The following is a 21,207-nucleotide window of genomic DNA, read 5'->3' as shown; positions in this document are numbered from 1 at the left end:
GCGATGCATCCCAATGATGATGACCGCACCCAGTTCATGCCGCGTCCGGGTGGCCGCGCGCCGGAACCTGCGCGTGCCGAACCTTCGCCGCTAGCCATGCCGGCCGCGCCGATGCTTACCGGCAAGAGCCAGGGCCTCAACCCGCTGGAAAGCGCCGCCGGCCCGTTGTTGGCGCTGCTGACGCGCCTGCGCAACACCATCGCCCATCCGGCGCCGGCCAGCCTGCGCGCGCAGTTGTTGGCGTATTTGCGCCAGTTCGAAGAGCGCGCCGAAGCGGCCGGTGTTGCCCGCAACGAAGTATTGCTGGCCCGTTACGCACTGTGCACCGCGCTGGATGAAGCGGTGTTGAGCACGCCTTGGGGCAGCACCAGTGACTGGGGCAAGCAGAGCTTGTTGATCACCGTGCACAACGAAGCCTGGGGCGGCGAAAAAGTCTTCCAGTTGCTGGACCATTGCCTGCAAAGCCCACGGGAACGCCTGTACCTGCTGGAGCTGTTGTACCTGTGTATGTGCCTGGGTTTTGAAGGTCGCTACCGCGTGATGAACGACGGTCGTAGCCAGTTGGAAACCCTGCGTGAACGCACGGCCGCTGCCATTCGCAGCGCGCGTGGCGAACACGAGCGCGAACTGTCACCGCACTGGCGTGGCGTGACCGTGGCCCGCGATCGCCTGGCGCAATTCATGCCGCCGTGGATCGCCGTGGCCATCGGCCTGGCGCTGTTGCTGGCGCTGCTGTTTGGCTTGCGCATGAAACTGGCGTCGGATGCCGAACCGGTGTTCAAGAACATTCACGCATTGGGCGAGATCCCGGTGCAGGCCATCGACCGTCCGGTGGCGCAGCCCAAGGTGATCGAGCGTCCACGGCTGGCCGGCTTCCTGGTGGAAGACATCAAGGCCGGGCGCGTTGCTGTGGAAGATGCGGTCGACCGTTCAGTGGTGACCATTCGTGGCGACGAGCTGTTTGCGTCCGCCAGCTCCAGCATCGTCGATGACTACCAGCCGCTGATGCTGCGCATCGCCGACGCCATCCGCAAAGTGAAGGGCCAGGTGCGCGTGACCGGGCACAGTGACAATCGCCCGATTGCCACGCTGCGCTTCCCGTCCAACTGGGCGCTGTCGGAGGCGCGGGCCAAGTCGGTGCTGGAGATCCTCGCGGCCAAGACCGGCCAGGCCGACCGTTTCAGCGCCGAGGGCCGCAGCGACACCGAGCCGGTGGCGACCAATGCCACCGCCGAAGGCCGTGCCCGCAATCGTCGGGTTGAAATCACCGTATTGGCGGAGGGCGTCGAGTGAAGGCGTTTTTCAGTTTCATGATTCGCTGGGTGATCCCCGTGCTGGGCCTGATCGCCCTGAGCCTGATCATCTGGTTTGTCGGGCCGTTGCTCGACGTGCTGGTGCCGGAAGGGCGTCGCTGGGCGCTGATCATTCTGGTGTTCGCGGTGTGGATTGCGTACCGCGTGTTCCGCATCATCCAGGCGCGCCGCCAGGCCGCCGAAGTGATGCGCAGCCTGGCCGCCGAAACCCCGGCCGACCCGAATAGCGTTGCCACCGCCGAAGAACTCACCACCCTGCGCCAGCGCATGGACGAGGCCCTGGCGCTGCTGAAAAAGGCCAAGCTCGGTGGGGACGAACGCCGCAATCTCTATGAGCTGCCGTGGTATGTGATCATCGGCCCGCCGGGTTCGGGCAAGACCACCGCGCTGGTCAACTCCGGCCTGCACTTCCCGCTGGCCGCGCAATTGGGCGCCGGTGCCGTGCGTGGCGTCGGCGGTACGCGTAACTGCGATTGGTGGTTTACCGATCAAGCCGTGTTGCTCGACACCGCCGGCCGCTACACCACCCAAGACAGCAACTCCACGGTGGATAAAGCCGCGTGGCTGGGCTTCCTCGACCTGCTGAAAAAGCAGCGCTCGCGTCGGCCCATCGATGGCGCCTTTATCGCCATCAGCCTGTCGGACCTATTGCTCGGCACCGATGCCGAACGCGCCGCCCATGCCGCCGCTATCCGCCTGCGCATCCAGGAGCTGTACACCCAACTGGGCGTGCGTTTCCCGATCTACCTGATGCTCACCAAGCTCGACCTGGTGCCGGGTTTCATGGAGTTCTTCGACAACCTGAGCAAGGACGAGCGTGCCCAGGTGTGGGGCATGACCTTTGCCCTGGACGACGGCAAGAACACCGACAGTCCGCTGGCGCACCTGCAAAGCGAGTTCGCCGGCCTGGAACAGCGCCTCAACGAACGCCTGGTCGAACGCCTGCAGCAGGAACGCGACCCGGCGCGACGTGACCTGATCTATGGCTTCCCGCAGCAGTTCGGCGCGTTGAAAGACTGCCTGCAAAGCTTCCTCGAAGGCGTGTTCAAGCCCAATGCCTTTGAAGAGCGCGTGTTGCTGCGTGGCGTGTATTTCACCAGCGGCACCCAGGAAGGCAGCCCGATCGACCGCCTGATTGGCGCCATGGCCCAGAGCATGAACCTGGACCGCCAGCACCTGGCGCGCCAGAGCGGCACCGGTCGCAGTTACTTCATCGAAAAACTCTTTACCGCCGTGGCGTTTGCCGAGCGTGGATTGGTCGGGGTGAATCCGAAGGTCGAGCGTCGGCGCAAATGGATTGCACGTGGTGTGCTGGCCGCTACCGTGGCTCTGGTCGTGGTGATCAGCGGTTTGTGGTGGGTGAGTTACCGCGCCAACCAGGCCTATATCGCCCAGGTCGACCAGAAGGTCGCACCGCTTGGTCAGACCGTGCAGAGCCTGAGCCCCGCGCAACGCGACATCCTCGCTGTGCTGCCATTGCTCAACGCCGTGAAGAACTTGGCGGGCGACTCACCGAGCTGGTCCGAAGGCCTGGGGCTGTACCAGGGCGATATGCTCGAAGCCGAGTCCGCCAGTGTCTACCGCAAGCTGCTGATCGCCGTGTTCGCACCACGCCTGGTGACGCGCATCGAAGAACAACTGCACGGCGGCGGCAATTCCGACTTCCTCTACGAAGGCCTCAAGGCTTACCTGATGCTCGCTGATGCGGAGCATTACGACCCGGACTTCATCAAGGCCTGGATCGCCCTCGACTGGGACCGCAACCTGCCGCGCGACCTGCCGGCGGACCAGCGCCAGGCTTTGGCCGGGCACTTGCAGTCGCTGTTCGAACGCCATCCGCCCAATGCGCGCCTGGATCCCCGGCTGATCGATGACCTGCGTCGCCAGTTGCAGCAACTGCCGGTGGCGCAGCGCGTCTACGACCGGGTCAAGCGCCAGAAACTGCCCGAAGGCATCCCGGACTTCCGCATCAACGAAGCCGCCGGGCGTGACGCCGCGCTGGTGTTCAGCCGCAAAAGCGGCAAGCCGCTGGGCGAGCCGTTGAGTGGGTTCTTCACCGCCAAAGGCTATCGCCAGGCGTTCCTGCTGAGCAGCCTGAACCAGACCGGCACCCTCGCTGAAGAGCAATGGGTATTGGGGCACGAACAGGCCGACCAGCAGAACGTGGTGAGCCTGGCTGCCGATGTACGGCGCCTGTATTTCCAGGATTACCAGCGCCAGTGGGATGCGTTGCTGGCGGACATCGACTTTGTGCCGATCACCAGCGTGGCCCAGGCGGCCGACGTGTTGCGGGTGATTTCCGGCCCGACCTCGCCGCTGAAAAAACTGCTGGTGGCCGTGGCCAAGGAAACCGACCTGCAAGCCGAAGAGCGCCAGTTGGCCGCCAAAGGTGTGCCGGTGGAAGGTGGTGTCGACAAGCTCAAGGAGCGCCTGGGCAGCCTGCTTGGCCAAGAGCAACCGACCGCCAATGCACCGGCGGCGGCGGATGATCCGGTGACCGCGCACTTTGCCGAACTCAACAGCATCGTCAGCAAGAACGAAGGTGAGCCGGCGGCTATCGATGGCCTGCTCACCGACATGAATGCGCTGTATGTGCAGGTCAGCGCCATGGTCGGCGCCAGCGGCGACGCCTTGCTCGGTGAAGCGAAGAACCAGGCGGCGGCTGCAGCCACGCGGGTCAGCCTGAATGCCGAACGCCAGCCGCCACTGGTGCAGGGCATGGTCAAGTCGGTGGTCAATTCCACCACCAACAGCATGATGGGCGGGGTGCGTAATCAACTGAACGCTGCCTGGGTCAGCGAAGTAGTCAACGTGTATCGCCAGTCGCTGGCCGGGCGTTACCCGATGTCGCCGGGCAGCGCGCGGGATGCCACCCTGGATGACTTCGGTCAGTTCTTCGGCGTGGGCGGGGTGATGGACAACTACTTCCGCAAATACCTGCAGCCTTACGTGGACACCTCCGCGCAGACCTGGCGCTGGCAGCCGGGCGCGGCGCAGAAGTTGGGGATTGCACCGGGCGTGCTGCAAACCTTCCAACGTGCCGCGACGATTCGTGATGCGTTCTTCCGCGCCGGTGGCACCCAGCCGATTGTGCGTTTCGAACTCAAACCGGTATCGATGGACCCGACCATCACTCAGTTCTTGCTGGATCTGGACGGCCAGCAACTGAGCTACGACCACGGCCCCAGCCGCCCGGTGGCGATGCAATGGCCGAACCCAGGCAGCATTGGCGTGGTACGTATCTCCATCATGCCGCCGTCGGCCAGTGGCCGCTCCGGTGTGACCCTGGACGGGCCATGGGCCTGGTTCCGCCTGCTGGAGCAATCGGACCTCACCGCCGGTAATTCTCCGGACCGTTTCAACCTGCGCCTGCGCGTCGACGGTGCGAGCATCGCCTACGAGCTGCGCGCCAACAGTGCCTTCAACCCGTTCAAGAGCCGCGTGCTCAGTGGCTTCAGCCTGCCGGAGCGGCTATGACAACGCTGGGTTTCTACGGCAAACTGGCCAGCCGTGGCGACTTTGTCAGCCGCGCGCTACCCCAGAGTTTCATCGGCCCGTGGGATAGCTGGTTGGCGGCGGGTCTGCTCGCCAGCCAGAACAGCCTTGGCGGTGACTGGCTCAACACGTATCTGGTCAGCCCACTGTGGCGCTTTGTGCTGGCGCCAAGTGTGTGCGGGCCGGACGCGGCGGCGGGTGTGGTGATGCCGAGCATCGATCGGGTGGGGCGCTACTTTCCGCTGGCGGTGGTCACGTTGCTTGATCAAGACACCAATCCTGCGTCCCTGGTCGGCGGGCCGGACACCTGGTTCGAGCAAGCCGAAGAGCTGTTGCTCAGCACCCTGGATGCCGGTGCCACCTTCGAAAGCTTCAATGACGGCCTCGACAGCCTGGGCTTCCCGGCGAGCGAGCCGCGCGCGGTGGGTGGCCATTTTGCCGGCCTGCAACGGGTGGCCGCCACCGTGCCGCACCAGCGCATGACCGCCCTGGCCGAACAGGCCTGCGAAGGCGTCAGCCTGTGGTGGGGCCGTGGTTCGCAACGTATTTCCCCTGGTTTGTTGCGGTGTCAGGGCCTGCCTGCCGCCAGCGATTTTGCGCAGTTTTTGCTCGGACAAGAAGGTGTGGTGTAGATGGGGTCGACGTACAAATCTGCGAGCAAAAGCCATGTGGGCATGGTCCGCCAGGTGAATGAAGACGCCTGCCTGGACTTGCCGGAAAACCGACTGTGGGTGGTGGCCGACGGCATGGGCGGGCATGCGGCGGGGGACTATGTGAGCAGCCTGATCGTCGATAGCCTGCGCAACGTGCCGGTGGGGCGGTCCCTGGATGAATACTCGGCGGCGCTGCGCAACGACCTGGTCCGCATCAACACGGCCGTGCGCGAAGAAACTGCCCACCGCGGCGTGACCCTGATGGGCAGCACCGTGGTGCTGTTGGCCGCCCGTGGCCTGCGCGGCGTCTGCCTGTGGGCCGGTGACAGCCGCTTGTACCGTCTGCGCGACGGCGTACTCGAAAGCATCTCCCGCGACCACAGCTACGTCCAGGACCTGCAAGACAGCGGCCTGCTCAGCGAAGCTGACGCGCGCACGCATCCGCGCGCCAATATCGTCACCCGAGCGATTGGCGTGGAAGCCCACCTGGAATTGGCAGTGGTCGACCTGCTGATCGCTCCCGGTGACAGCTACCTGCTGTGCAGCGATGGCCTGAACAAGACCGTCGAAGACCATGAAATTCGTGAAGTCCTCGGCCACGACACGCCGGATGAAATCGTGCGCAGCCTGGTGCACCTGGGGCTCAACCGGGGCGCGCCGGACAACATCACTGCCATCGTCGTGAAGGTATCGCCATGAACATCGTCATCCCGGGTTATGACATCGAAGGCGAGATCGGCGAAGGCGCCATGGCCAGTGTGTACCTGGCGACCCAGCGTTCCCTGGAGCGCAAGGTGGCGTTGAAAGTGATGGCGGCAGCGCTGGCGGCTGACCCAAGCTTCTGTGAACGCTTCCTGCGCGAAGGCAAGACCCTGGCGCGCTTGTCGCACCCGCACACCGTGACCATCCATGATATCGGCAACGTCGGTGAGCTGTATTACATGGCCATGGAATACCTGCCCAACGGTACGCTCAAGGAGCGTATCGCTGCCGGCATGACGCCGGAGCAGGGCGTGACGCTGATCCGCCAGATCGCCTCGGCGCTGGGTTACGCCCACGCCCAGGGCCTGGTGCACCGTGATGTGAAACCGGCGAACATTCTGTTCCGTGCCGATGGTACTGCGGTGCTGTCCGACTTCGGCATCGCCAAGTCCCTGGATGACCGCACCCAGTTCACTCAGGCCGGGTTTGCCGTAGGCACTCCGAGCTATATGAGCCCGGAACAGGCGCGCGGCCAGGAGATCGATGGTCGCGCCGACCTGTATGCCTTGGGCGTGGTGCTTTACGAGATTCTCGTCGGCAAGCTGCCGTACACCGGCACTGATGCACTGTCGACTGCGCTGGCGCACTTGACCGAGCCGTTGCCGGAACTGCCGGTGCACCACGGCCGTTATCAGGAGGTGCTGCGCAAGCTGTTGGCCAAGGACCCGGCGGAGCGTTTCCCGGATGCGGCGGCGTTGCTGGCGGCGCTGGATAATCTGCCGGCAGAGTCGCCGGAGGCCACTTTAGTGCGGCCGTTGCCGATCCCGATGAGTTTTGATTTGGCCGGCATTACCCCGGAATCCATCGAAATCCCGACCGAGAAACCGCAGCCGGTGCGCCAGCCGGTGGTGCCGCCGACCCAGCACAGCGAGCAGCGCCGTGGTCCGGTGTTGGCATTGGCCGCTGTTGCAGTGGCGGTTGCGTTGGCCATTGGTGGTGCGAGTTACTGGTGGTTGAGCGGCAGTGATGAGCCCGTGACCAAACCCCCGGCAGCGGTGGTTGTGCCGCCAGTGGCGCCGCCTGTGGCAGAAGTGGATGGTGGCCAGCGTCCGTTGCTGATGGCGGGCAAGAAGACCCTGTTCCAGCGCGTTTTGAGCAAGCCGGGCGCCAAGCTTTCCGCTGACGCCGGCAGCGCGTCGGGCAAAGCCCTGCCGGCGTTTTCCGTGCTTTACGTCTACCAGCGCAAGGACGTCGACGGCAGCCCATGGGTACGCGTCGGCGCCGCCACCGATGGCCGCAGCGACGGTTGGTTGCCGGCGTCCCAGGTCAGCGATTGGAAACAGAGCCTGGTGCTCAAATTCACCGAACGCTCGGGCCGGGCGCCCGTGATGTTCCTGCGTCAATCCGGTGAAGTGGAAAAACTGCTGGCCGATCCCGCCGCCGCTAAAGGCGTCCTGGCCAAGGCGCAGAAAAACAGCGAAGACAATAGCCAGATCCTTGCGCTGGAACCGACCGCCAGCGCCGTGCCGCAAAACCAGTTCTACCTGCTGCCGATCTTCGACTCCAAAGAGAGCTTCGACGAAAACGGCCAGCCGGTGCAGTTACTCAATGTGGCCTCCATCGACCCAGGCAGCAGCGCCGCGAAACCGGCCACGCCGGTGATCAACGCCAATTCCGATGCCTTCCGCACGGCCGTTGTTCTAGTGGTCGATACCACCGTGTCGATGCAGCCCTACATCGACCAGATCCGCGACGTAGTGCACGAACTGCAAACCCGAATCGGCGAACGCGGCGAGTTGGACAGCGTGAGTTTCGGCATGGTCGGCTTTCGCAGCAGCATCAAGAAAACCCCTGGCCTGGAATACGTGGCCAAGACCCTGATCACTCTAGACCAAGGCCGCGACCCACAGCGTTTTCTCGACATGGCGCGCCAGGTCAAGGCGTCCACCGTGTCCAGCCATTCCTTCAACGAAGACGCGTTCGCCGGCGTGATGCAGGCCGTGGATGGCATGGATTGGTCCGGCTATGGCGGGCGCATCATCCTGCTGGTCACCGATGCGGGTGCGTTGCGCAAGAACGATCCGTTCGCCGCCACCCAGATGAACGAAGCCGAAGTGCGCCAGGCCGCGCTGGGCAAGCAGATCAAGATCTACGCCCTGCATTTGCGCACCGATGCCGGCAAGAAAACCCATGCCGGTGCCGAGAGTCAGTACCGCATCCTGACTGCCGATGCCAACCCGCAGATCGGCGACCTCTACACGGCGGTGCCGGGTGGCGATGTGCGCAAACTCGGAGAGCGTGTGGATGAGATCGGCACGGTGTTCGCCAACCTTGTGCACCAAGTGCGCAGCAACACGCCGCAGCCGGTGCCGTTGTTGAACAGCGCGCCGAGCCTTGCGGACAAATCCGCAGCCGTCGGTTATGCCATGCACATGGACTTCCTTGGACGCAAAACCGCCAGCCAGGCACCGCAACTGGTCAGCGCCTGGACCGCCGACCGCGACCTGACCAACCCGGCACTGCCGGCGTTCCAGGTGTGCGTGATGCTGACCAAGCTTCAGCTCAACGATCTGCAGCAATCGCTGAAACTGATCGTCGACGCGGCACGCAAGACCCAGACTTCGCCTAAGGACTTCTTCCAGGAAATCGCCAGCGCTTCGGCCTATATGAGCCGCGATCCGCAAGCCTTGCGCAAAGGCGGCAACCTGGCCGACGGCGGCGTTCTCGGCGAATACCTGGAAGGCCTGCCGTACCGTAGCAAGTCGCTGAACATGACCCAGGACTTGTGGTTATCGTTGAGCGTGGCCGAGCAGGAGGACTTTATCGACGAGCTGGATTCGAAGATCCGCCTCTACGAAACCTTCCACAATGACGTGGCCAACTGGGTCCGTTTCGGCGATGCCGAGCCGGGCGACGCGTTGTACCGCGTGCCGTTGTCGACGTTGCCGTGATGCTGATCCTGAACGCGGTGCATAAGAGCCGGGGCGTTGGTAGCCAGCGCTATAGCCTGGTAATCCCGGCATTGGCGCTGCGTGCGGGTGAGCAATTGGCGATTGTCGGGCCCAGCGGTTGCGGCAAGAGCACCTTGCTGGACCTGCTGGCGCTGGTATTGGCGCCGGATCGGGTCGGGCAGTTCGAATTCCATCGGCACGACGTCGCCGGGCTGTGGCGAGGAGATCAGCAATCCACCCTGGCCGCGTTGCGTAGCCAGCATCTGGGGTATGTGCTGCAAACCGGCGGCCTGCTGGGGTTTCTCGACGTGCGCGGCAACATCGCCTTGTCCCGGCAGTTGCTGGGTTTGAAGGAGGACGGCAGCGTGGCGCGCCTGGCCGAGCAGCTGGAAATCAGCGATCAGTTGGCCAAGAGGCCGGATGCGCTTTCAGTGGGGCAGCGCCAGCGCGTCAGCTGTGCCCGTGCGTTGGCGCATGCACCGCAACTGGTGTTGGCGGACGAGCCTACGGCCTCCCTCGACCCCTTGAATGCCGAGCGCGTGATGCAGGCGTTGCTGGCCCAGGCTCGCGAACACCGTGCCGCCTGTGTGATCGCCACCCATGACGAACCCCTGGCCCGCGCCAGTGGCTTGCAGGTGCGGCGTATCAGTTGCCGTCGCGATGCTGACGGCGGCGTCACCGCCACCCTTGGGGAGGCATGCTGATGCGCATTGGCCTGGTGGCTTCGCTGGCCTGGCAGGACTATCGCAACGATGCCTGGCTGTCCGCCTGTTCGGTACTGGCGCTGGTCGCCGTCATTGCCCCGCTGCTGGTGTTATTCGGTCTGAAGTTTGGACTGGTTAGCAGTTTGACCGAACGTTTGGAGACCGATCCCGCCACCCGTGAAATTATTCCGCTGGGCGGTGGTCGATTCAGCAGCGTATTTATCGAGCAGCTCGGCCAGCGCAGCGACGTAGCGTTTGCGCTGCCGCGTACGCGACAGATTGCGGCGACGGCGCAGGTGGGCACGCTGGCCCTGGAGATGCTGCCGACCGCATCGGGTGACCCTTTACTGTCCGGCTTGCCGCTGCCACAGGGCCTGGGCCAGATCGTGCTGAGCCACACTGCCGCTGAAAAGCTCGCGGCCCGGCCTGGCGATTGGCTGGAGACCAGTTTTACGCGGCAAGTGGCCGGGCGTGTCGAAGCCCAGCGCACGCGCTTGCAGGTGCTGGCGGTATTGCCGCTTGAAACCTTCGCCCGTGACGGTTTGTTTGCTGATTTGAAATTGCTGGAAGCGGCGGAAGATTACCGCGATGGGCGGGCGGTACCCGCGTTGGGTTGGGCAGGTGATGAGGTTGGTGTGAATGAGCAGCGCGTGTATCCGGCGTTCCGTCTATACGCCCGCAACCTCACCGATGTGGAGCCGTTGCGAGTGTATTTCGCCGGGCAGAATCTGTTGGTGTCGACCCAGGCACAGACCATCGCGCAGGTGCAGTCGTTAAGCCGAAACTTGTCGATCGTATTCTGGGTGATCTGCGGGTTAGCGTCGGCGGGAGGGTTTGCGGCGATCTTTGCCGGGGCCCTGGCCGCCGTGGAGCGCAAGCGGCGGGAATTGTCGGTGCTGCGCCTCTTGGGGTTTTCCACGGGCGGACTGCTGTTGTTCGTGGTGGTGCAGGCGCTGTACGGCGCCGGCTTTGCTTCCGCGCTCAGCGCCGGGTTGTATGGTCTGGCCGAGGCAGCATTGAATAAATTATTCGTGCAGGTGCCGGGCGAACACGCCAGCCACTTGCTGGCGCGCCATTACGGCCTGGCCCTGGTTGCAGTCATGGGTGTCAGCGCCGTGGCGGCAGCCTGTGGTGGTTGGCGAGTGGCGCGTATCCAGGCTTCTGAAGGAATCAGAGATGTATAAGTTACTGGGCGCCTGTGTGGCGCTGAGCCTGGCTTCGATGGCCTGGGCCGATGAGGCGAGTGACAAACTCGACAACCCCAAACCGTTGGAAGGCGACGTGAGCCTGCCGCTGCCGTGCGAAGGCAATATGGTGTTCCGCTACGCCTACGTGCTGGCCCAAGGCACCCTGGATGACCGCGAGATCAGCCTCGGCTACCCCTTTGCCGAAGGCGAGGCGGGTTATCAGCAGTCGTTCATTTCCGGCTACCGTCGCGACTTCATCAACGGCCAGTTCACTCTCAAGGACCTGCCCAAAGACTGGAACAAAGTCATCGCGCCGTTGATGCCGAAGACCGACGCCAAGACCCCGCTCAAGCCCATGCTGTACTTCATCGGCAAATACGAAGTGACCGCACGCCAGTACGCCCAGGTAATGTCCCAGGCGCAGTCGCTGGCCAGTGGAGAACCTGCGCCGGCATGCGATGCACCCGCCGGTATGGCGGGGCGTTTGCCCAAGGTCAAACTGTCGCGCTTCGAAGCCGAGCGCTTCTCTGCGGTGTACAGCGCCTGGCTGATGAAATACCACCGCGACTTGCTACCGGTCAGCGGTCGTGGTTCCTCGGCGGACGACGGCGGCCTGGGATTTGTGCGCCTGCCCACCGAAGTGGAATGGGAGTTCGCCGCCCGCGGTGGCCATGCGGTGAGCCGCCAGGACCTGGAAGGGCGCCTGTTCCCACGCCGTACCGAAGGCAGCGACAGCGACGGCCCCCTCGGCGATTACGCCGTGTTCAACCAAGTCGCCGGTGGCACAGGCCAGGCCGCACGCCTGATGCCCATCGGCACCAAATTGCCCAACCCGATCGGCCTGTTCGACGTGATCGGCAACGCCGCGGAAATGGTTCAGGAGTCTTTCCAACTGGTCCACGCCGGGCGTCGCCAGGGCACCTACGGTGGTTTTGTGGTCAAGGGCGGCAACTACCTGGAAGGCGAGGGCACGCTGTTCACCGGCATGCGCCGCGAGTACCCCTTGTTTGCCGCCGATGGCACCGAGCAGAGCAACGAGACCACCGGTTTCCGCGTGGCGATCGGCGCGCTGTCGGCCCCGCGTTCGCGCTATAAGGAGCTGTTCGCGCAATGGCAGAAAGAAGGTCGCCTGGCCTCGCTGACCGACGCCATCGACGATGCCCAGGACCCGACCAAACGCCTGGACAGCATCATCGCCGCCAGCGTCGACCCCAAGCTGCAAGCCGAGCTGGGGCTGGTCAACGAAGAGCTCAAGCGCAACGTCTCGCTGATCGCCCAGCAACGCGAAGAGGCGGCTGGCAACCTGATCCAGTCGGCCGCGTTGGTGGCCGAGACCATCGCCAACTACAACATCCGCCTGGCCAACCTGCAAAAGAGCCGCCAGCAGGCCCTGGACAACAAGGACCAGGCCAGCGCGCAGCTGTTTGACATGGCGATTGCCAATGGCCGCAGCGCCCTCGATGGCGCCGTGGCGATTTATATCGACAACCTGGCCACCGGCACGCGTTACACCGATGCGGTGATCCAGGCGCAGTTTCAACGGATCAAGGAGGAGTTGGATCGCAAGCCGGTGCTCGGCAAGAGCCTGGTGACGCGCGCAACGCTGTTCGTTCGTCATGTCGGCAACTACCGCAAGCAACAGCGGGCCGACCCGGCAACGATCTTGAAGGAATTGCTCGCAGCGAGCGGTCAGCGATGAGCGCTGGCTGTATGGCGAGCTTGGAAGGGACTCAGGCGGCGGTGGGCCGTGCTGGGCAAGTCAAACTTAAACGAGAACACACCTATGCTTTTTTCCCGTAAGGCCGTTTCCAAGCGTCACTTGCTGCTGATCGCAGCCGGTTTCAGCACCGTTTTGACCGGTTGCGCCACGTCGCCGGCCTCCAAGGTCGCGTCGAGCACCAAGGTCGAGTACTACCCGAACTGCTACGAGCCGGTGCAGCACCTGCGTGCGACCGATTCGAACATGACCAAGTCGGTCGTGACCGGTGCTGCCATCGGCGCGGCCGGCGGTGCACTGCTGGGTGCCCTGACCGGTGACAAAGAAAAACGTGGCCGTAACGCAGCCATCGGTGCCGCAGGCGGTGCCTTGGCGGGTGGCGCGGCGGGTTATTACACCGAACGTCAGAAGCAGATCGCCGACGACAACCAACGTATCGCTTCCTATGCGGCTGATGTAAACAAAAGTGCCGCTGATATCGACCGCAGCACCGCCTACGCCAAAGCGTCGCAGCAATGCTACCAGAGCGCGTTCACCAAGCTGGTGGCCGACCGCAAGGCCAAGACCGTCAACGATACCGAAGGCCGCAAGCGCCTGGCGGAAATCGTTTCCGGCCTGAAGGAGTCCAATGATCTGATCGTCGCGGTCAACGGCAAGGTCGCAGAAGACCTCAACAACTACACCCAGGCCTACGAGAAAGACTTGCAACAAGTCGGCGTCCAGCGTGCCGACGTGGTAACCGTAGCCCAGGCTGATACAGCGCCAGCCGCGACCCCAGTGAAAAAAGGCAAGAAACCGCCGAAAAAGCCAGTGTTGCCAACCGTGCCAAAAGAGGCAGTCACCACTGAGAAAACCCTGCAGACCGCGCAGGCCAGCCAGGCTCAAAGCAAGCAGGTCGCCAGTGCCGGTAAAACTCAGATCGAAGGGACCTGCCGCGATCCGAACCTGGCCGACTGGGCACCGGTACCTTGCCCGAACGTTTAAGTAACATGCCGCTATAAGCGTCAAACGCCAGCCGATCTTCCGCTAATGCGCAAGATCGGTGGCGTTCTTTTTGCAAATCGTTAAACTGCTGCGGCCGATCAATAATTACACCGAGGCCGTGTGCATGAAATTTCGTCTTCTCCTGTGGGTGCTGGGCCTGATGATGGGCAAAGCCAGCCGCACCAATCCTGCCTTCCAGCAACAGTTGGGCGATAAAGACCTGGCGTTCCAGTTGCAGACCCTTGACGGTAAGGTTGCCCGTCACTTCATCGTCAAAGACCAGCGCATCACCAGCCGCTCGGGTGTGCACCCTGCGCCTGCGTTTGCCATTGCGTTTAAAGATGCCGCTTACGGCTTCGCCACCATGCAGGCGAAGAACAAGCAACTGGCGTTCATGACGGGGATTCAGGACAAGTCGATCCAGATCAAGGGCAACCCGGCGCTGGTGATCTGGTTCCAGGGGTTGACCAAGTATTTGGGGCGCAAGCGCAGTTCCAAGCGATGAGCCACAAGCTGCAAGCTTGAAGCTGATTACTTGGAGCTTGCAGCTGCCGTCAGGCCTGACTGAACTGGGAGGCCAGTTCGCGCAACAACACCTCGGCATCCAACACCTTGCCGACCACTTCCTCAGCCTTGTCACGGCTCAAGCCCAGACGCTCAAGCAACGCCTCCGGAATCGCCTCATCCGGCCCGGAGCCAATCCCGCGGCTACGCAGCAAACGTACAGCCAGGCACACCAGGTTCGGGTACTCAGCGTATTGCCCATCGTAGGTCGGATCATGCTGGAAGCGCAGCGCGGTGGACAGTTCGTCCGGCATGTCCCAGTAGCGCATCAGCCACGCACCGATCTGCTCGCGGCTGATGCCCAGCAAGTGTTGCTCGACATAGCTGTGGCACAGGTGCGGGTTGACCTCCAGGTGACGGCAGATCAGCGAGAAGTGCGGCGGAAACACATGGGCCAGCAGCAGGTAGCCGAAGTTATGCAGCAAACCGGCGAGGTAGGTCAGGCCGGCTTCCGGGCGCTGGGCGCGAGGCATGGCGCGGGTCAAGCCTTCGATCACGGCGGCGGTGTAGATCGACTGGTGCCAGTACGGCGTGGACTGGTGCGGGCGGTCCTTGGGCAGACTCAAGGTCTTGCCCAGGGCGAGCCCCAGTGCCAGGTTGATCACCAGGTCAAAGCCCAGCACGCGCACGATGGCGTCTTCCACGGAGCGGATCTTGCCCGGCGAGGCGTAGTACGGCGAGGCGGCCCAGCTCACGACCTGGGCGGCCAGGGCAGGATCGGTTTCGACCACGCCAGTGATGTCATCAATGGTGGCATTCGGGTCGACGCGCAGCTTGATGATCTTCTGCGCGGTATCCGCCAGCGGTGGTATCTCGATGGTCGCTTCCAGGCGTTGCTGGATGCGGCGGGCGGTGAACGCCTGCATCGCCTGGGTGATTTCCTCACGGTCATCATTCGGGCGGTCGAGGTTAGGGCGAATGTTGCTCAATGGTTCGCCAAAATGGCCGGCGCTGGCCTTGGTGAGCATGGTTTTGAATGCGTCGCTGGAGATCTCCAGCAACAGGCCTGCTTCGCCCGAATGCACCAGCAGGCTCGGTTCGTTGAGCAGGCTGCCTTCGTACAGGCACGGGGAACTGGTGAGCGGCGGCAGGCCTGGCAGCAGGCTCAGTTCGTGCTTGCCCAGCATGCGTTCGACGCGATCCGGTGACACGGCCGTGAGGCGGCGACCGGTGAGTTCGGTAAGGCGGTTGAGGTCGAGCAACTGGTTCTGCGGGAACAGCACCATCAGTGCGCCCACCGCGTCTTCCAGCAACACGGCCTGGACCTTTCGCGCCGGATTCAGGCCCGGTAGGTCGGTGACCTCCGTGTAGGGGATGGCGAGTTTTGCGAGCAGAGCCCGAATGACCGGCGGGGCGGTCAGTGGGGCTGTGGCGAGGGCAACTTCTGACATGGCCTGATCCAATTTCTTACAGTCAACGAAGTATAACCAGCTTGATACAACTGATGGTCGACTAAGTGAGTCAGGCGTCACACTTGGCCGTATTGCTGCCCATGGCGTAGCCAGCGATCCAATAACGGGCTGACATGATCCGGCCAACGTTCGAGCAGCGCTTGCGCCGCATCGCGTACGGCGGGCAGCAGGTCGGCGTCGCGCATCAAGTCGGCGACCTTGAATTGCAGCAGGCCGGTCTGGCGCGTGCCGAGCATTTCACCGGGGCCGCGCAGTTCCAGGTCTTTTTCGGCGATTACAAACCCATCGTTGGTTTCGCGCATGATGCCCAGACGCTGGCGGCCGATCTGCGACAGCGGCGGATGGTAGAGCAGCACGCAATGGCTGGCGGCGCTGCCCCGGCCTACACGGCCGCGTAACTGGTGCAGTTGTGCCAGGCCCAGGCGTTCGGGGTTCTCGATGATCATCAGGCTGGCGTTGGGCACGTCCACGCCAACTTCGATCACGGTGGTGGCCACCAGCAGTTGCAGGTTGCCGGCCTTGAATTCGGCCATCACTGCGGCTTTTTCGGCGGGTTTCATGCGGCCGTGGATCAGGCCGACCTTGAGCTCGCCCAAGGCGCTGGTGAGGTCCTCAAAGGTGGTCTCGGCAGCCTGGCAGGTCAGCTCTTCGGACTCTTCGATCAGTGTGCACACCCAGTACGCCTGGCGCCCTTCGGCGCAGGCGCCGCGCACGCGCTCGATCACTTCGACACGTCGGGTGTCGGTGACCAGCACGGTGTTGACCGGGGTTCGGCCGGGTGGCAGCTCGTCGAGGATCGAGGTGTCGAGGTCGGCGTAGGCGCTCATGGCCAGGGTGCGCGGGATCGGCGTGGCGGTCATGATCAACTGGTGTGGGCTCATGCGTCCGCCCACGCCTTTCTGGCGCAGGGCCAGGCGTTGTTGCACGCCGAAACGGTGTTGTTCATCGATGATCACCAGCGCGAGGTTCTTGAACTGCACTTCGTCCTGGAATAGCGCGTGGGTGCCGACCACCATCGGCGCGCCACCGGCGATTTGCTCCAGTGCCGCCGCGCGATTCTTGCCCTTGAGCTTGCCGGCCAGCCATGCGACGTCCAGGCCCAGGGGTTCGAGCCAGCGCTTGAAGGTGATGAAGTGCTGCTCGGCGAGGATCTCGGTGGGTGCCATCAGCGCCACTTGGTAACCGGCTTCCAGCGCTTGTAAGGCGGCGAGGGCGGCGACCACGGTCTTGCCTGCGCCTACGTCACCCTGGATCAGCCGTAGCATGGGTTCTTTCTGGCTGAGGTCGTAGGCGATTTCATTGCCGACGCGCTGCTGCGCACCGGTCGGCGCGAAGCCCAGATTGGCCAGGTATTGCGCCGGCAAACGTGTTGCCTTGGGCATGGCTGGCGCACGTAGCGAACGCATGCTTTCGCGCAGGCGTTGCTGGGACAGTTGGTGGGTCAGCAGTTCTTCAAAGGCCAAACGGTGCTGGGCCCAGTGATGACCGAGCGCGAGTTCGTCGACATCGGCGTCGGCGGGTGGGTGATGCAGGTAGCGGATCGCATCGTCCAACGGCGCCAGTTGATAGTCGCGGGCCAGTTCCTGAGGCAGCCAATCGGGCAGGCTTTTCGGGCCGAGCATCGTCAGCGTCTGCATGCAGAGTTGGCGCAGGCGTTGCTGGGTCAGGCCTTCGGTGAGCGGGTAGATCGGCGTGAGCGTGGTGTCGACCGGCGGCGGTTCGTCACCGGTGATGGCGCGGTATTCCGGGTGATAGATTTCCAGGCCGGACGCACCGGGCCGCGCTTCGCCGTAGCAGCGCACGCGGGTGCCGCGCTTGAGCCCTTCCTTCTGCGCGTTGCTGAAATGGTAGAAGCGCAGGCTCAGGCCGCCGGTGCCGTCCTGCAGGCGCACCACCAGGCTGCGGCGCTTGCCCATCACCACATCGGCACCGCTGACGGTGCCTTCGACCACCGCGTCCTGCCCTGGGCGCAACTGGCCTATGGGCACTACGCGGGTCCGGTCCTGATAGCGCAAGGGCAGGTGGAATAACACGTCCTGGAGGTTTTCCAGGCCGACCTTGGCCAACTTCTCGGCCATGGCTTCACCGACACCCTTGAGTGCCGTCACCGACACCTGCGACAGCTCAGTCATACCGTTGCTTAGCTCGCAGCCGTCGGCTTGGCCACCGAACACAGGCGGATCGAATCGGCGAGGATCTCAATCGCTTTCGGCCGTGGGAAGCTGGCGCGCCAGGCGATCGCCACGGTACGGAAAGGCACCGGCGGCGTCAGTGGGCGCACTTCGATCACGCCGGGGGCGTAGTGATGGCTGTCCACTGCCGACAGCGGCAGGATCGAAATGCCCAGGCCGGACGCGACCATGTGGCGGATGGTTTCCAGGGAACTGGATTCCACGGTGGTGTGCTTGGCGCCGTCGTTGCCCTTGGTCAGCGTCGGGCAAGCTTCCAGGACCTGGTCGCGGAAGCAGTGGCCTTCGCCGAGCAGCAGCAGGCTCTTGTCGTTGAGCAGGCCGGCGTCGATGGTGTCTTTTTGCGTCCACGGGTGGGAAGCCGGCATCAGCACGTAGAACGGCTCATCGTAGAGCGGCAAGGTCAGTACATCCGCCTCGTTGAACGGCAGGGCGATGATGATCGCGTCCAGCTCGCCGTTGCGCAGTTTGTCGCGCAGCACGTGGGTGAAGTTTTCTTCGATATACAACGGCATCTGCGGCGCGACGCGGTGCAGTTGTGGGATCAGGTGCGGGAACAGGTACGGGCCGACGGTGTAGATGGCACCCACTTTAAGTGGCGCGGTCAGTTGGTTCTTGCCGGCCTGGGCCAGTTCGCGAATGCTCTGCGCCTGCTCCAGCACTTTCTGGGCCTGGGCCACGATGCCTTCGCCCACAGGCGTCAGGCGCACGGCGCTTTTGCTGCGCTCGAAAATCAGCACACCGAGTTCGTCTTCAAGCTTTTTCACGCCCACCGACAGCGTCGGCTGGCTGACGTGGCAGCGCTCGGCCGCGTGGCCGAAGTGCTGCTCTTGGGCGAGGGTAACGATGTAGCGTAATTCTGTAAGAGTCATAGCGAGCGTCCATGAGGTTGCGGGCCAAGCATACCGGCTGCAATCGATAGACGCACGTTATCAGAACTTTGCTGGGGATTGAGCGCTCAGTTGCGCAGATTTTGCTGAAGGGGGTGAGGATTGCCCCTCACCATCTTCATTTTCAGCGACGACGTTTCTCGATGTTGTACACAAACGGTGCAACGATCTCGATGCTGCCACCCTTGAGCATGTCCGCTGGCGGTTTTGGCAGCGGCTGGGCACGACGGATCATGTCCAGTGTGGCGCGGTCCAGGTCGGCGTTGCCGGAACGGCCCACCAACTCGTAGGACAGCACATTGCCGTCCGCATCCACCACGAACTTCAGGCGGTTCAATCCTTCCTTGCCACGCGCCTGGGCACCTGGCGGGTACTTCTTGTACTTCTGCAAGTGTGCCAGCAGGGTGCCTTCCCAGGATGCCTTGGCAGCGATCTGTTGCGGCGAAGGGCCAGGAACGGGCTGGGCCGATTTTTCAGCCGGTGCCTGGGTCGGCGGAGCGTCGCTCGGCGGGTCCTCGGAGGGTTTCTCCTTGGGCGGCTCGATCTTCTTCTCTACCGGTTTGGGCGGCTGTGGTTTGGGCTTGGGCTTGACCGGCTTGGGCACCTGGATCGTTGGTTTGGGCGCCTCGGCCAATTTCGGCAGGGGCAGCTCTTCCACCGGTGCAGGCGGTTGCGGCGGCGTTACCACCTTGGGCGGCGCTGGCGGCGGTGGGGCTGGCATCGGCGCCAGGTCGATGACCATGGCAGCCGGTGGCAACTGCACCGTGCGCGGCGCGGACCAATGAAGCGCGATAGCGATCGCGACGGCATGCACGCCCAGTACGACGGCGAGGCTGGTGCCATAACGCGTCAGTTTGTGGCGCGTCGTGATCATTTCTTGGCTGCCGTCTCAAGTCCGACCAGGCCGACCTTGAGGTAGCCGGCTGCACGCAGGGCATCCATCACGCTCATCAGGTCGCCGTAGTCAACGCCCTTGTCAGCCTGGAAGAAGATCGTCGTGTCTTTCTTGCCTTGGGTCTTGGCATCAAGCACCGGTCCCAGGGTTTCAGCTTTGACTTCTTCTTCGCCCAGGAACAGGCGTTGGTCCGCCTTGACGCTGAGGAAGATCGGTTTCTCTGGCCGTGGCGCAGGTTTTGCGCTGGACGCGGGCAGGTCGACCTTGATATCCACGGTGGCCAACGGTGCTGCCACCATAAAGATGATCAGCAGCACCAGCATCACGTCGATAAACGGCGTGACGTTGATTTCGTGGTTCTCGACGAGTTCGTCGTCGCCTTGATTCAAATGCAGGCCCATGGCCGATTACCCCACTTTCACCATGTGCGGTTGCGAGCTGCGCTCGGTAGGCAGGTGATCGAGGTCGCGGCTGACCAGCAGCAGGACTTCTGCCGACGCGTCCGATACCTGGGCCTTGTAGCCGGCAATCGAACGGGCGAAGACGTTGTAGATCACCACCGCAGGAATCGCGGCAACCAGGCCCAGGGCAGTCGCCAGCAGGGCTTCGGCGATTCCGGGGGCAACGACGGCGAGGTTGGTGGTCTGGGTTTTGGCGATGCCGATGAAGCTGTTCATGATGCCCCACACGGTGCCGAACAGACCGACGAACGGTGCGGTGGAGCCAATGGTCGCCAGCACACCGGTACCGCTGCTCATGTTACGACCGCAGGCCGCCACCAGACGCTCCAGGCGGAAGGCAACACGTTCCTTGATGCCTTCTTTTTCGCGGGTATTGGCCGACAGGCGCATTTCTTCCAGCGCGTCGTGTACCAGGGTGTTGGCCAGGGTGCCTTTCTTGGTCGCGCTTTCGCTGGCTTCCTTGAGGGTGGTGGCCTTTTTCAGGTGGACGATTTCAGTGCGCAGACGACGTTTGGCGCCCAGCAGCTCGAAGCCCTTGGCGATCCAGATGGTCCAGGTGATGATCGAAGCAATGGCCAGGCCGATCATGACGGCTTTTACCACCACGTCAGCGTTCTGATACATGCCCCACGGCGACAGGTCATGAGCCATGCCCAGGGTGTTGTCTTCTTCCAGCACCACACCGTTGTCATCGGCGGAGGTTGGGTCAGCCGCCATAGCCGGGTCGGTGGCTGTTGGTGCTGCCGTCGGAGTTGCCGGCGTCGCGGCAGCAGCCGGTGTGGCTGGCGCTGTGGCATCAGCGAAGGCGGCGGTCGGTGCCAGCAGTACGCTGAACAGCAGCGCAGCAATCGCGCGCCAGGCGCGGGAAGGGCTGTGAAGCTTGGTTGGCGAAGCGGGGGTTGTATTACGTGTCATGCTGGCCGGACCTGAGTAAAAAAATGAGTGATCGTCCTTCCAGACCCAGGGGTCGAGGACAAATGGGCGGTTATTATTGCAAGTAATTCTTGTTAACAGAAGTAATACAGTAACTTTATTTGTGCTTTTTCTGGCCGTCGGTCACCCGCGAGGGCTAACCTAGACCTTTCCGTAC

16 protein-coding genes are annotated in these 21,207 nt (G+C 63.3%); 10 read left to right on the top strand and 6 right to left on the bottom strand.

Features of this window, described 5'->3' with window-relative positions; genetic code table 11:
* Positions 1-3 precede the first annotated feature (3 nt).
* The 10 genes from LVW35_RS28265 to LVW35_RS28220 all read left to right on the top strand — a co-directional run bounded on the left by LVW35_RS28265 (position 4) and on the right by LVW35_RS28220 (position 14,211).
* Positions 4-1,293 (top strand): DotU family type VI secretion system protein, encoded by a 1,290-nt coding sequence (locus tag LVW35_RS28265; protein WP_177110786.1) that lies wholly within the window; start codon positions 4-6, stop codon positions 1,291-1,293.
* Positions 1,290-4,790 (top strand): type VI secretion system membrane subunit TssM, encoded by a 3,501-nt coding sequence (gene tssM, locus LVW35_RS28260; RefSeq protein ID WP_233892976.1) that lies wholly within the window; start codon positions 1,290-1,292, stop codon positions 4,788-4,790. The genes LVW35_RS28265 and tssM overlap by 4 nt, the downstream gene beginning before the upstream one ends.
* Positions 4,787-5,440, top strand: a complete 654-nt coding sequence (tagF, locus tag LVW35_RS28255; RefSeq protein WP_233892975.1) for a type VI secretion system-associated protein TagF — start codon at positions 4,787-4,789, stop codon at positions 5,438-5,440. The genes tssM and tagF overlap by 4 nt, the downstream gene beginning before the upstream one ends.
* Positions 5,441-6,160, top strand: a complete 720-nt coding sequence (locus LVW35_RS28250) for a PP2C family protein-serine/threonine phosphatase (RefSeq protein ID WP_233892974.1) — start codon at positions 5,441-5,443, stop codon at positions 6,158-6,160.
* Positions 6,157-9,114 carry a serine/threonine-protein kinase gene (locus LVW35_RS28245; protein WP_233892973.1) on the top strand — a complete coding sequence of 986 codons (2,958 nt, stop codon included), beginning with the start codon at positions 6,157-6,159 and terminating at the stop codon, positions 9,112-9,114. Before LVW35_RS28250 ends, LVW35_RS28245 begins: the two co-directional genes overlap by 4 nt.
* Entirely contained in the window at positions 9,114-9,818 is a 705-nt protein-coding gene (locus LVW35_RS28240; RefSeq protein ID WP_233892972.1) for an ABC transporter ATP-binding protein, read from the top strand. Before LVW35_RS28245 ends, LVW35_RS28240 begins: the two co-directional genes overlap by 1 nt.
* Entirely contained in the window at positions 9,818-11,002 is a 1,185-nt protein-coding gene (locus LVW35_RS28235) for an ABC transporter permease (RefSeq protein WP_233892971.1), read from the top strand. Before LVW35_RS28240 ends, LVW35_RS28235 begins: the two co-directional genes overlap by 1 nt.
* Positions 10,995-12,704, top strand: a complete 1,710-nt coding sequence (locus LVW35_RS28230) for a formylglycine-generating enzyme family protein (RefSeq protein WP_233892970.1) — start codon at positions 10,995-10,997, stop codon at positions 12,702-12,704. Before LVW35_RS28235 ends, LVW35_RS28230 begins: the two co-directional genes overlap by 8 nt.
* An 84-nt stretch (positions 12,705-12,788) precedes the next feature.
* Positions 12,789-13,706 carry a type VI secretion system-associated lipoprotein TagQ gene (gene tagQ / locus LVW35_RS28225; RefSeq protein WP_233892968.1) on the top strand — a complete coding sequence of 306 codons (918 nt, stop codon included), beginning with the start codon at positions 12,789-12,791 and terminating at the stop codon, positions 13,704-13,706.
* 124 nt (positions 13,707-13,830) lie between these two features.
* The gene (locus tag LVW35_RS28220) at positions 13,831-14,211 is read left to right on the top strand and encodes a helicase (RefSeq protein WP_065948786.1); all 381 of its coding nucleotides are present in this window, start codon (positions 13,831-13,833) and stop codon (positions 14,209-14,211) included.
* A gap of 49 nt (positions 14,212-14,260) precedes the next feature.
* Here LVW35_RS28220 and LVW35_RS28215 read toward each other — a convergent pair whose 3' ends face one another.
* The 6 genes from LVW35_RS28215 to exbB all read right to left on the bottom strand — a co-directional run bounded on the left by LVW35_RS28215 (position 14,261) and on the right by exbB (position 21,032).
* Positions 14,261-15,661: an aminoacyl-tRNA deacylase and HDOD domain-containing protein gene (locus LVW35_RS28215; protein WP_233892967.1), complete on the bottom strand. Its 1,401-nt coding sequence runs from the start codon at positions 15,659-15,661 to the stop codon at positions 14,261-14,263.
* A gap of 77 nt (positions 15,662-15,738) precedes the next feature.
* Positions 15,739-17,814: an ATP-dependent DNA helicase RecG gene (gene recG, locus LVW35_RS28210; RefSeq protein WP_233892965.1), complete on the bottom strand. Its 2,076-nt coding sequence runs from the start codon at positions 17,812-17,814 to the stop codon at positions 15,739-15,741.
* A gap of 8 nt (positions 17,815-17,822) precedes the next feature.
* Positions 17,823-18,743 (bottom strand): hydrogen peroxide-inducible genes activator, encoded by a 921-nt coding sequence (locus tag LVW35_RS28205; protein WP_016975936.1) that lies wholly within the window; start codon positions 18,741-18,743, stop codon positions 17,823-17,825.
* Between the two features lie 142 nt (positions 18,744-18,885).
* Complete coding sequence (locus tag LVW35_RS28200; RefSeq protein WP_017526805.1) at positions 18,886-19,635, bottom strand: TonB family protein; 750 nt, start codon at positions 19,633-19,635, stop codon at positions 18,886-18,888.
* On the bottom strand, positions 19,632-20,057 hold the full coding sequence (exbD, locus tag LVW35_RS28195; protein ID WP_003195519.1) for a TonB system transport protein ExbD: 426 nt from the start codon (positions 20,055-20,057) through the stop codon (positions 19,632-19,634). The genes LVW35_RS28200 and exbD overlap by 4 nt, the downstream gene beginning before the upstream one ends.
* 6 nt (positions 20,058-20,063) lie before the next feature.
* Entirely contained in the window at positions 20,064-21,032 is a 969-nt protein-coding gene (exbB, locus tag LVW35_RS28190; protein WP_233892964.1) for a tonB-system energizer ExbB, read from the bottom strand.
* Between the last annotated feature and the right edge of the window lie 175 nt (positions 21,033-21,207).

Source organism: Pseudomonas sp. HN11 (genome assembly GCF_021390155.1).
Taxonomy (GTDB): Bacteria; Pseudomonadota; Gammaproteobacteria; order Pseudomonadales; family Pseudomonadaceae; genus Aquipseudomonas.
This window is presented reverse-complemented; position numbering and strand designations above follow the sequence as displayed.

Excerpts from the sequence above, each read along its gene's own strand:
- LVW35_RS28245 (WP_233892973.1), top strand. The coding sequence starts at position 6,157 with ATGAACATCGTCATCCCGGGTTATGACATCGAAGGCGAGATCGGCGAA.
- LVW35_RS28220 (WP_065948786.1), top strand. The coding sequence starts at position 13,831 with ATGAAATTTCGTCTTCTCCTGTGGGTGCTGGGCCTGATGATGGGCAAA.
- LVW35_RS28250 (WP_233892974.1), top strand. The coding sequence starts at position 5,441 with ATGGGGTCGACGTACAAATCTGCGAGCAAAAGCCATGTGGGCATGGTC.
- LVW35_RS28200 (WP_017526805.1), bottom strand. The coding sequence starts at position 19,635 with ATGATCACGACGCGCCACAAACTGACGCGTTATGGCACCAGCCTCGCC.
- LVW35_RS28235 (WP_233892971.1), top strand. The coding sequence starts at position 9,818 with ATGCGCATTGGCCTGGTGGCTTCGCTGGCCTGGCAGGACTATCGCAAC.
- LVW35_RS28205 (WP_016975936.1), bottom strand. The coding sequence starts at position 18,743 with ATGACTCTTACAGAATTACGCTACATCGTTACCCTCGCCCAAGAGCAG.
- recG (WP_233892965.1), bottom strand. The coding sequence starts at position 17,814 with ATGACTGAGCTGTCGCAGGTGTCGGTGACGGCACTCAAGGGTGTCGGT.
- LVW35_RS28240 (WP_233892972.1), top strand. The coding sequence starts at position 9,114 with ATGCTGATCCTGAACGCGGTGCATAAGAGCCGGGGCGTTGGTAGCCAG.
- exbD (WP_003195519.1), bottom strand. The coding sequence starts at position 20,057 with ATGGGCCTGCATTTGAATCAAGGCGACGACGAACTCGTCGAGAACCAC.
- LVW35_RS28230 (WP_233892970.1), top strand. The coding sequence starts at position 10,995 with ATGTATAAGTTACTGGGCGCCTGTGTGGCGCTGAGCCTGGCTTCGATG.
- tagQ (WP_233892968.1), top strand. The coding sequence starts at position 12,789 with ATGCTTTTTTCCCGTAAGGCCGTTTCCAAGCGTCACTTGCTGCTGATC.
- LVW35_RS28265 (WP_177110786.1), top strand. The coding sequence starts at position 4 with ATGCATCCCAATGATGATGACCGCACCCAGTTCATGCCGCGTCCGGGT.
- tagF (WP_233892975.1), top strand. The coding sequence starts at position 4,787 with ATGACAACGCTGGGTTTCTACGGCAAACTGGCCAGCCGTGGCGACTTT.
- exbB (WP_233892964.1), bottom strand. The coding sequence starts at position 21,032 with ATGACACGTAATACAACCCCCGCTTCGCCAACCAAGCTTCACAGCCCT.
- LVW35_RS28215 (WP_233892967.1), bottom strand. The coding sequence starts at position 15,661 with ATGTCAGAAGTTGCCCTCGCCACAGCCCCACTGACCGCCCCGCCGGTC.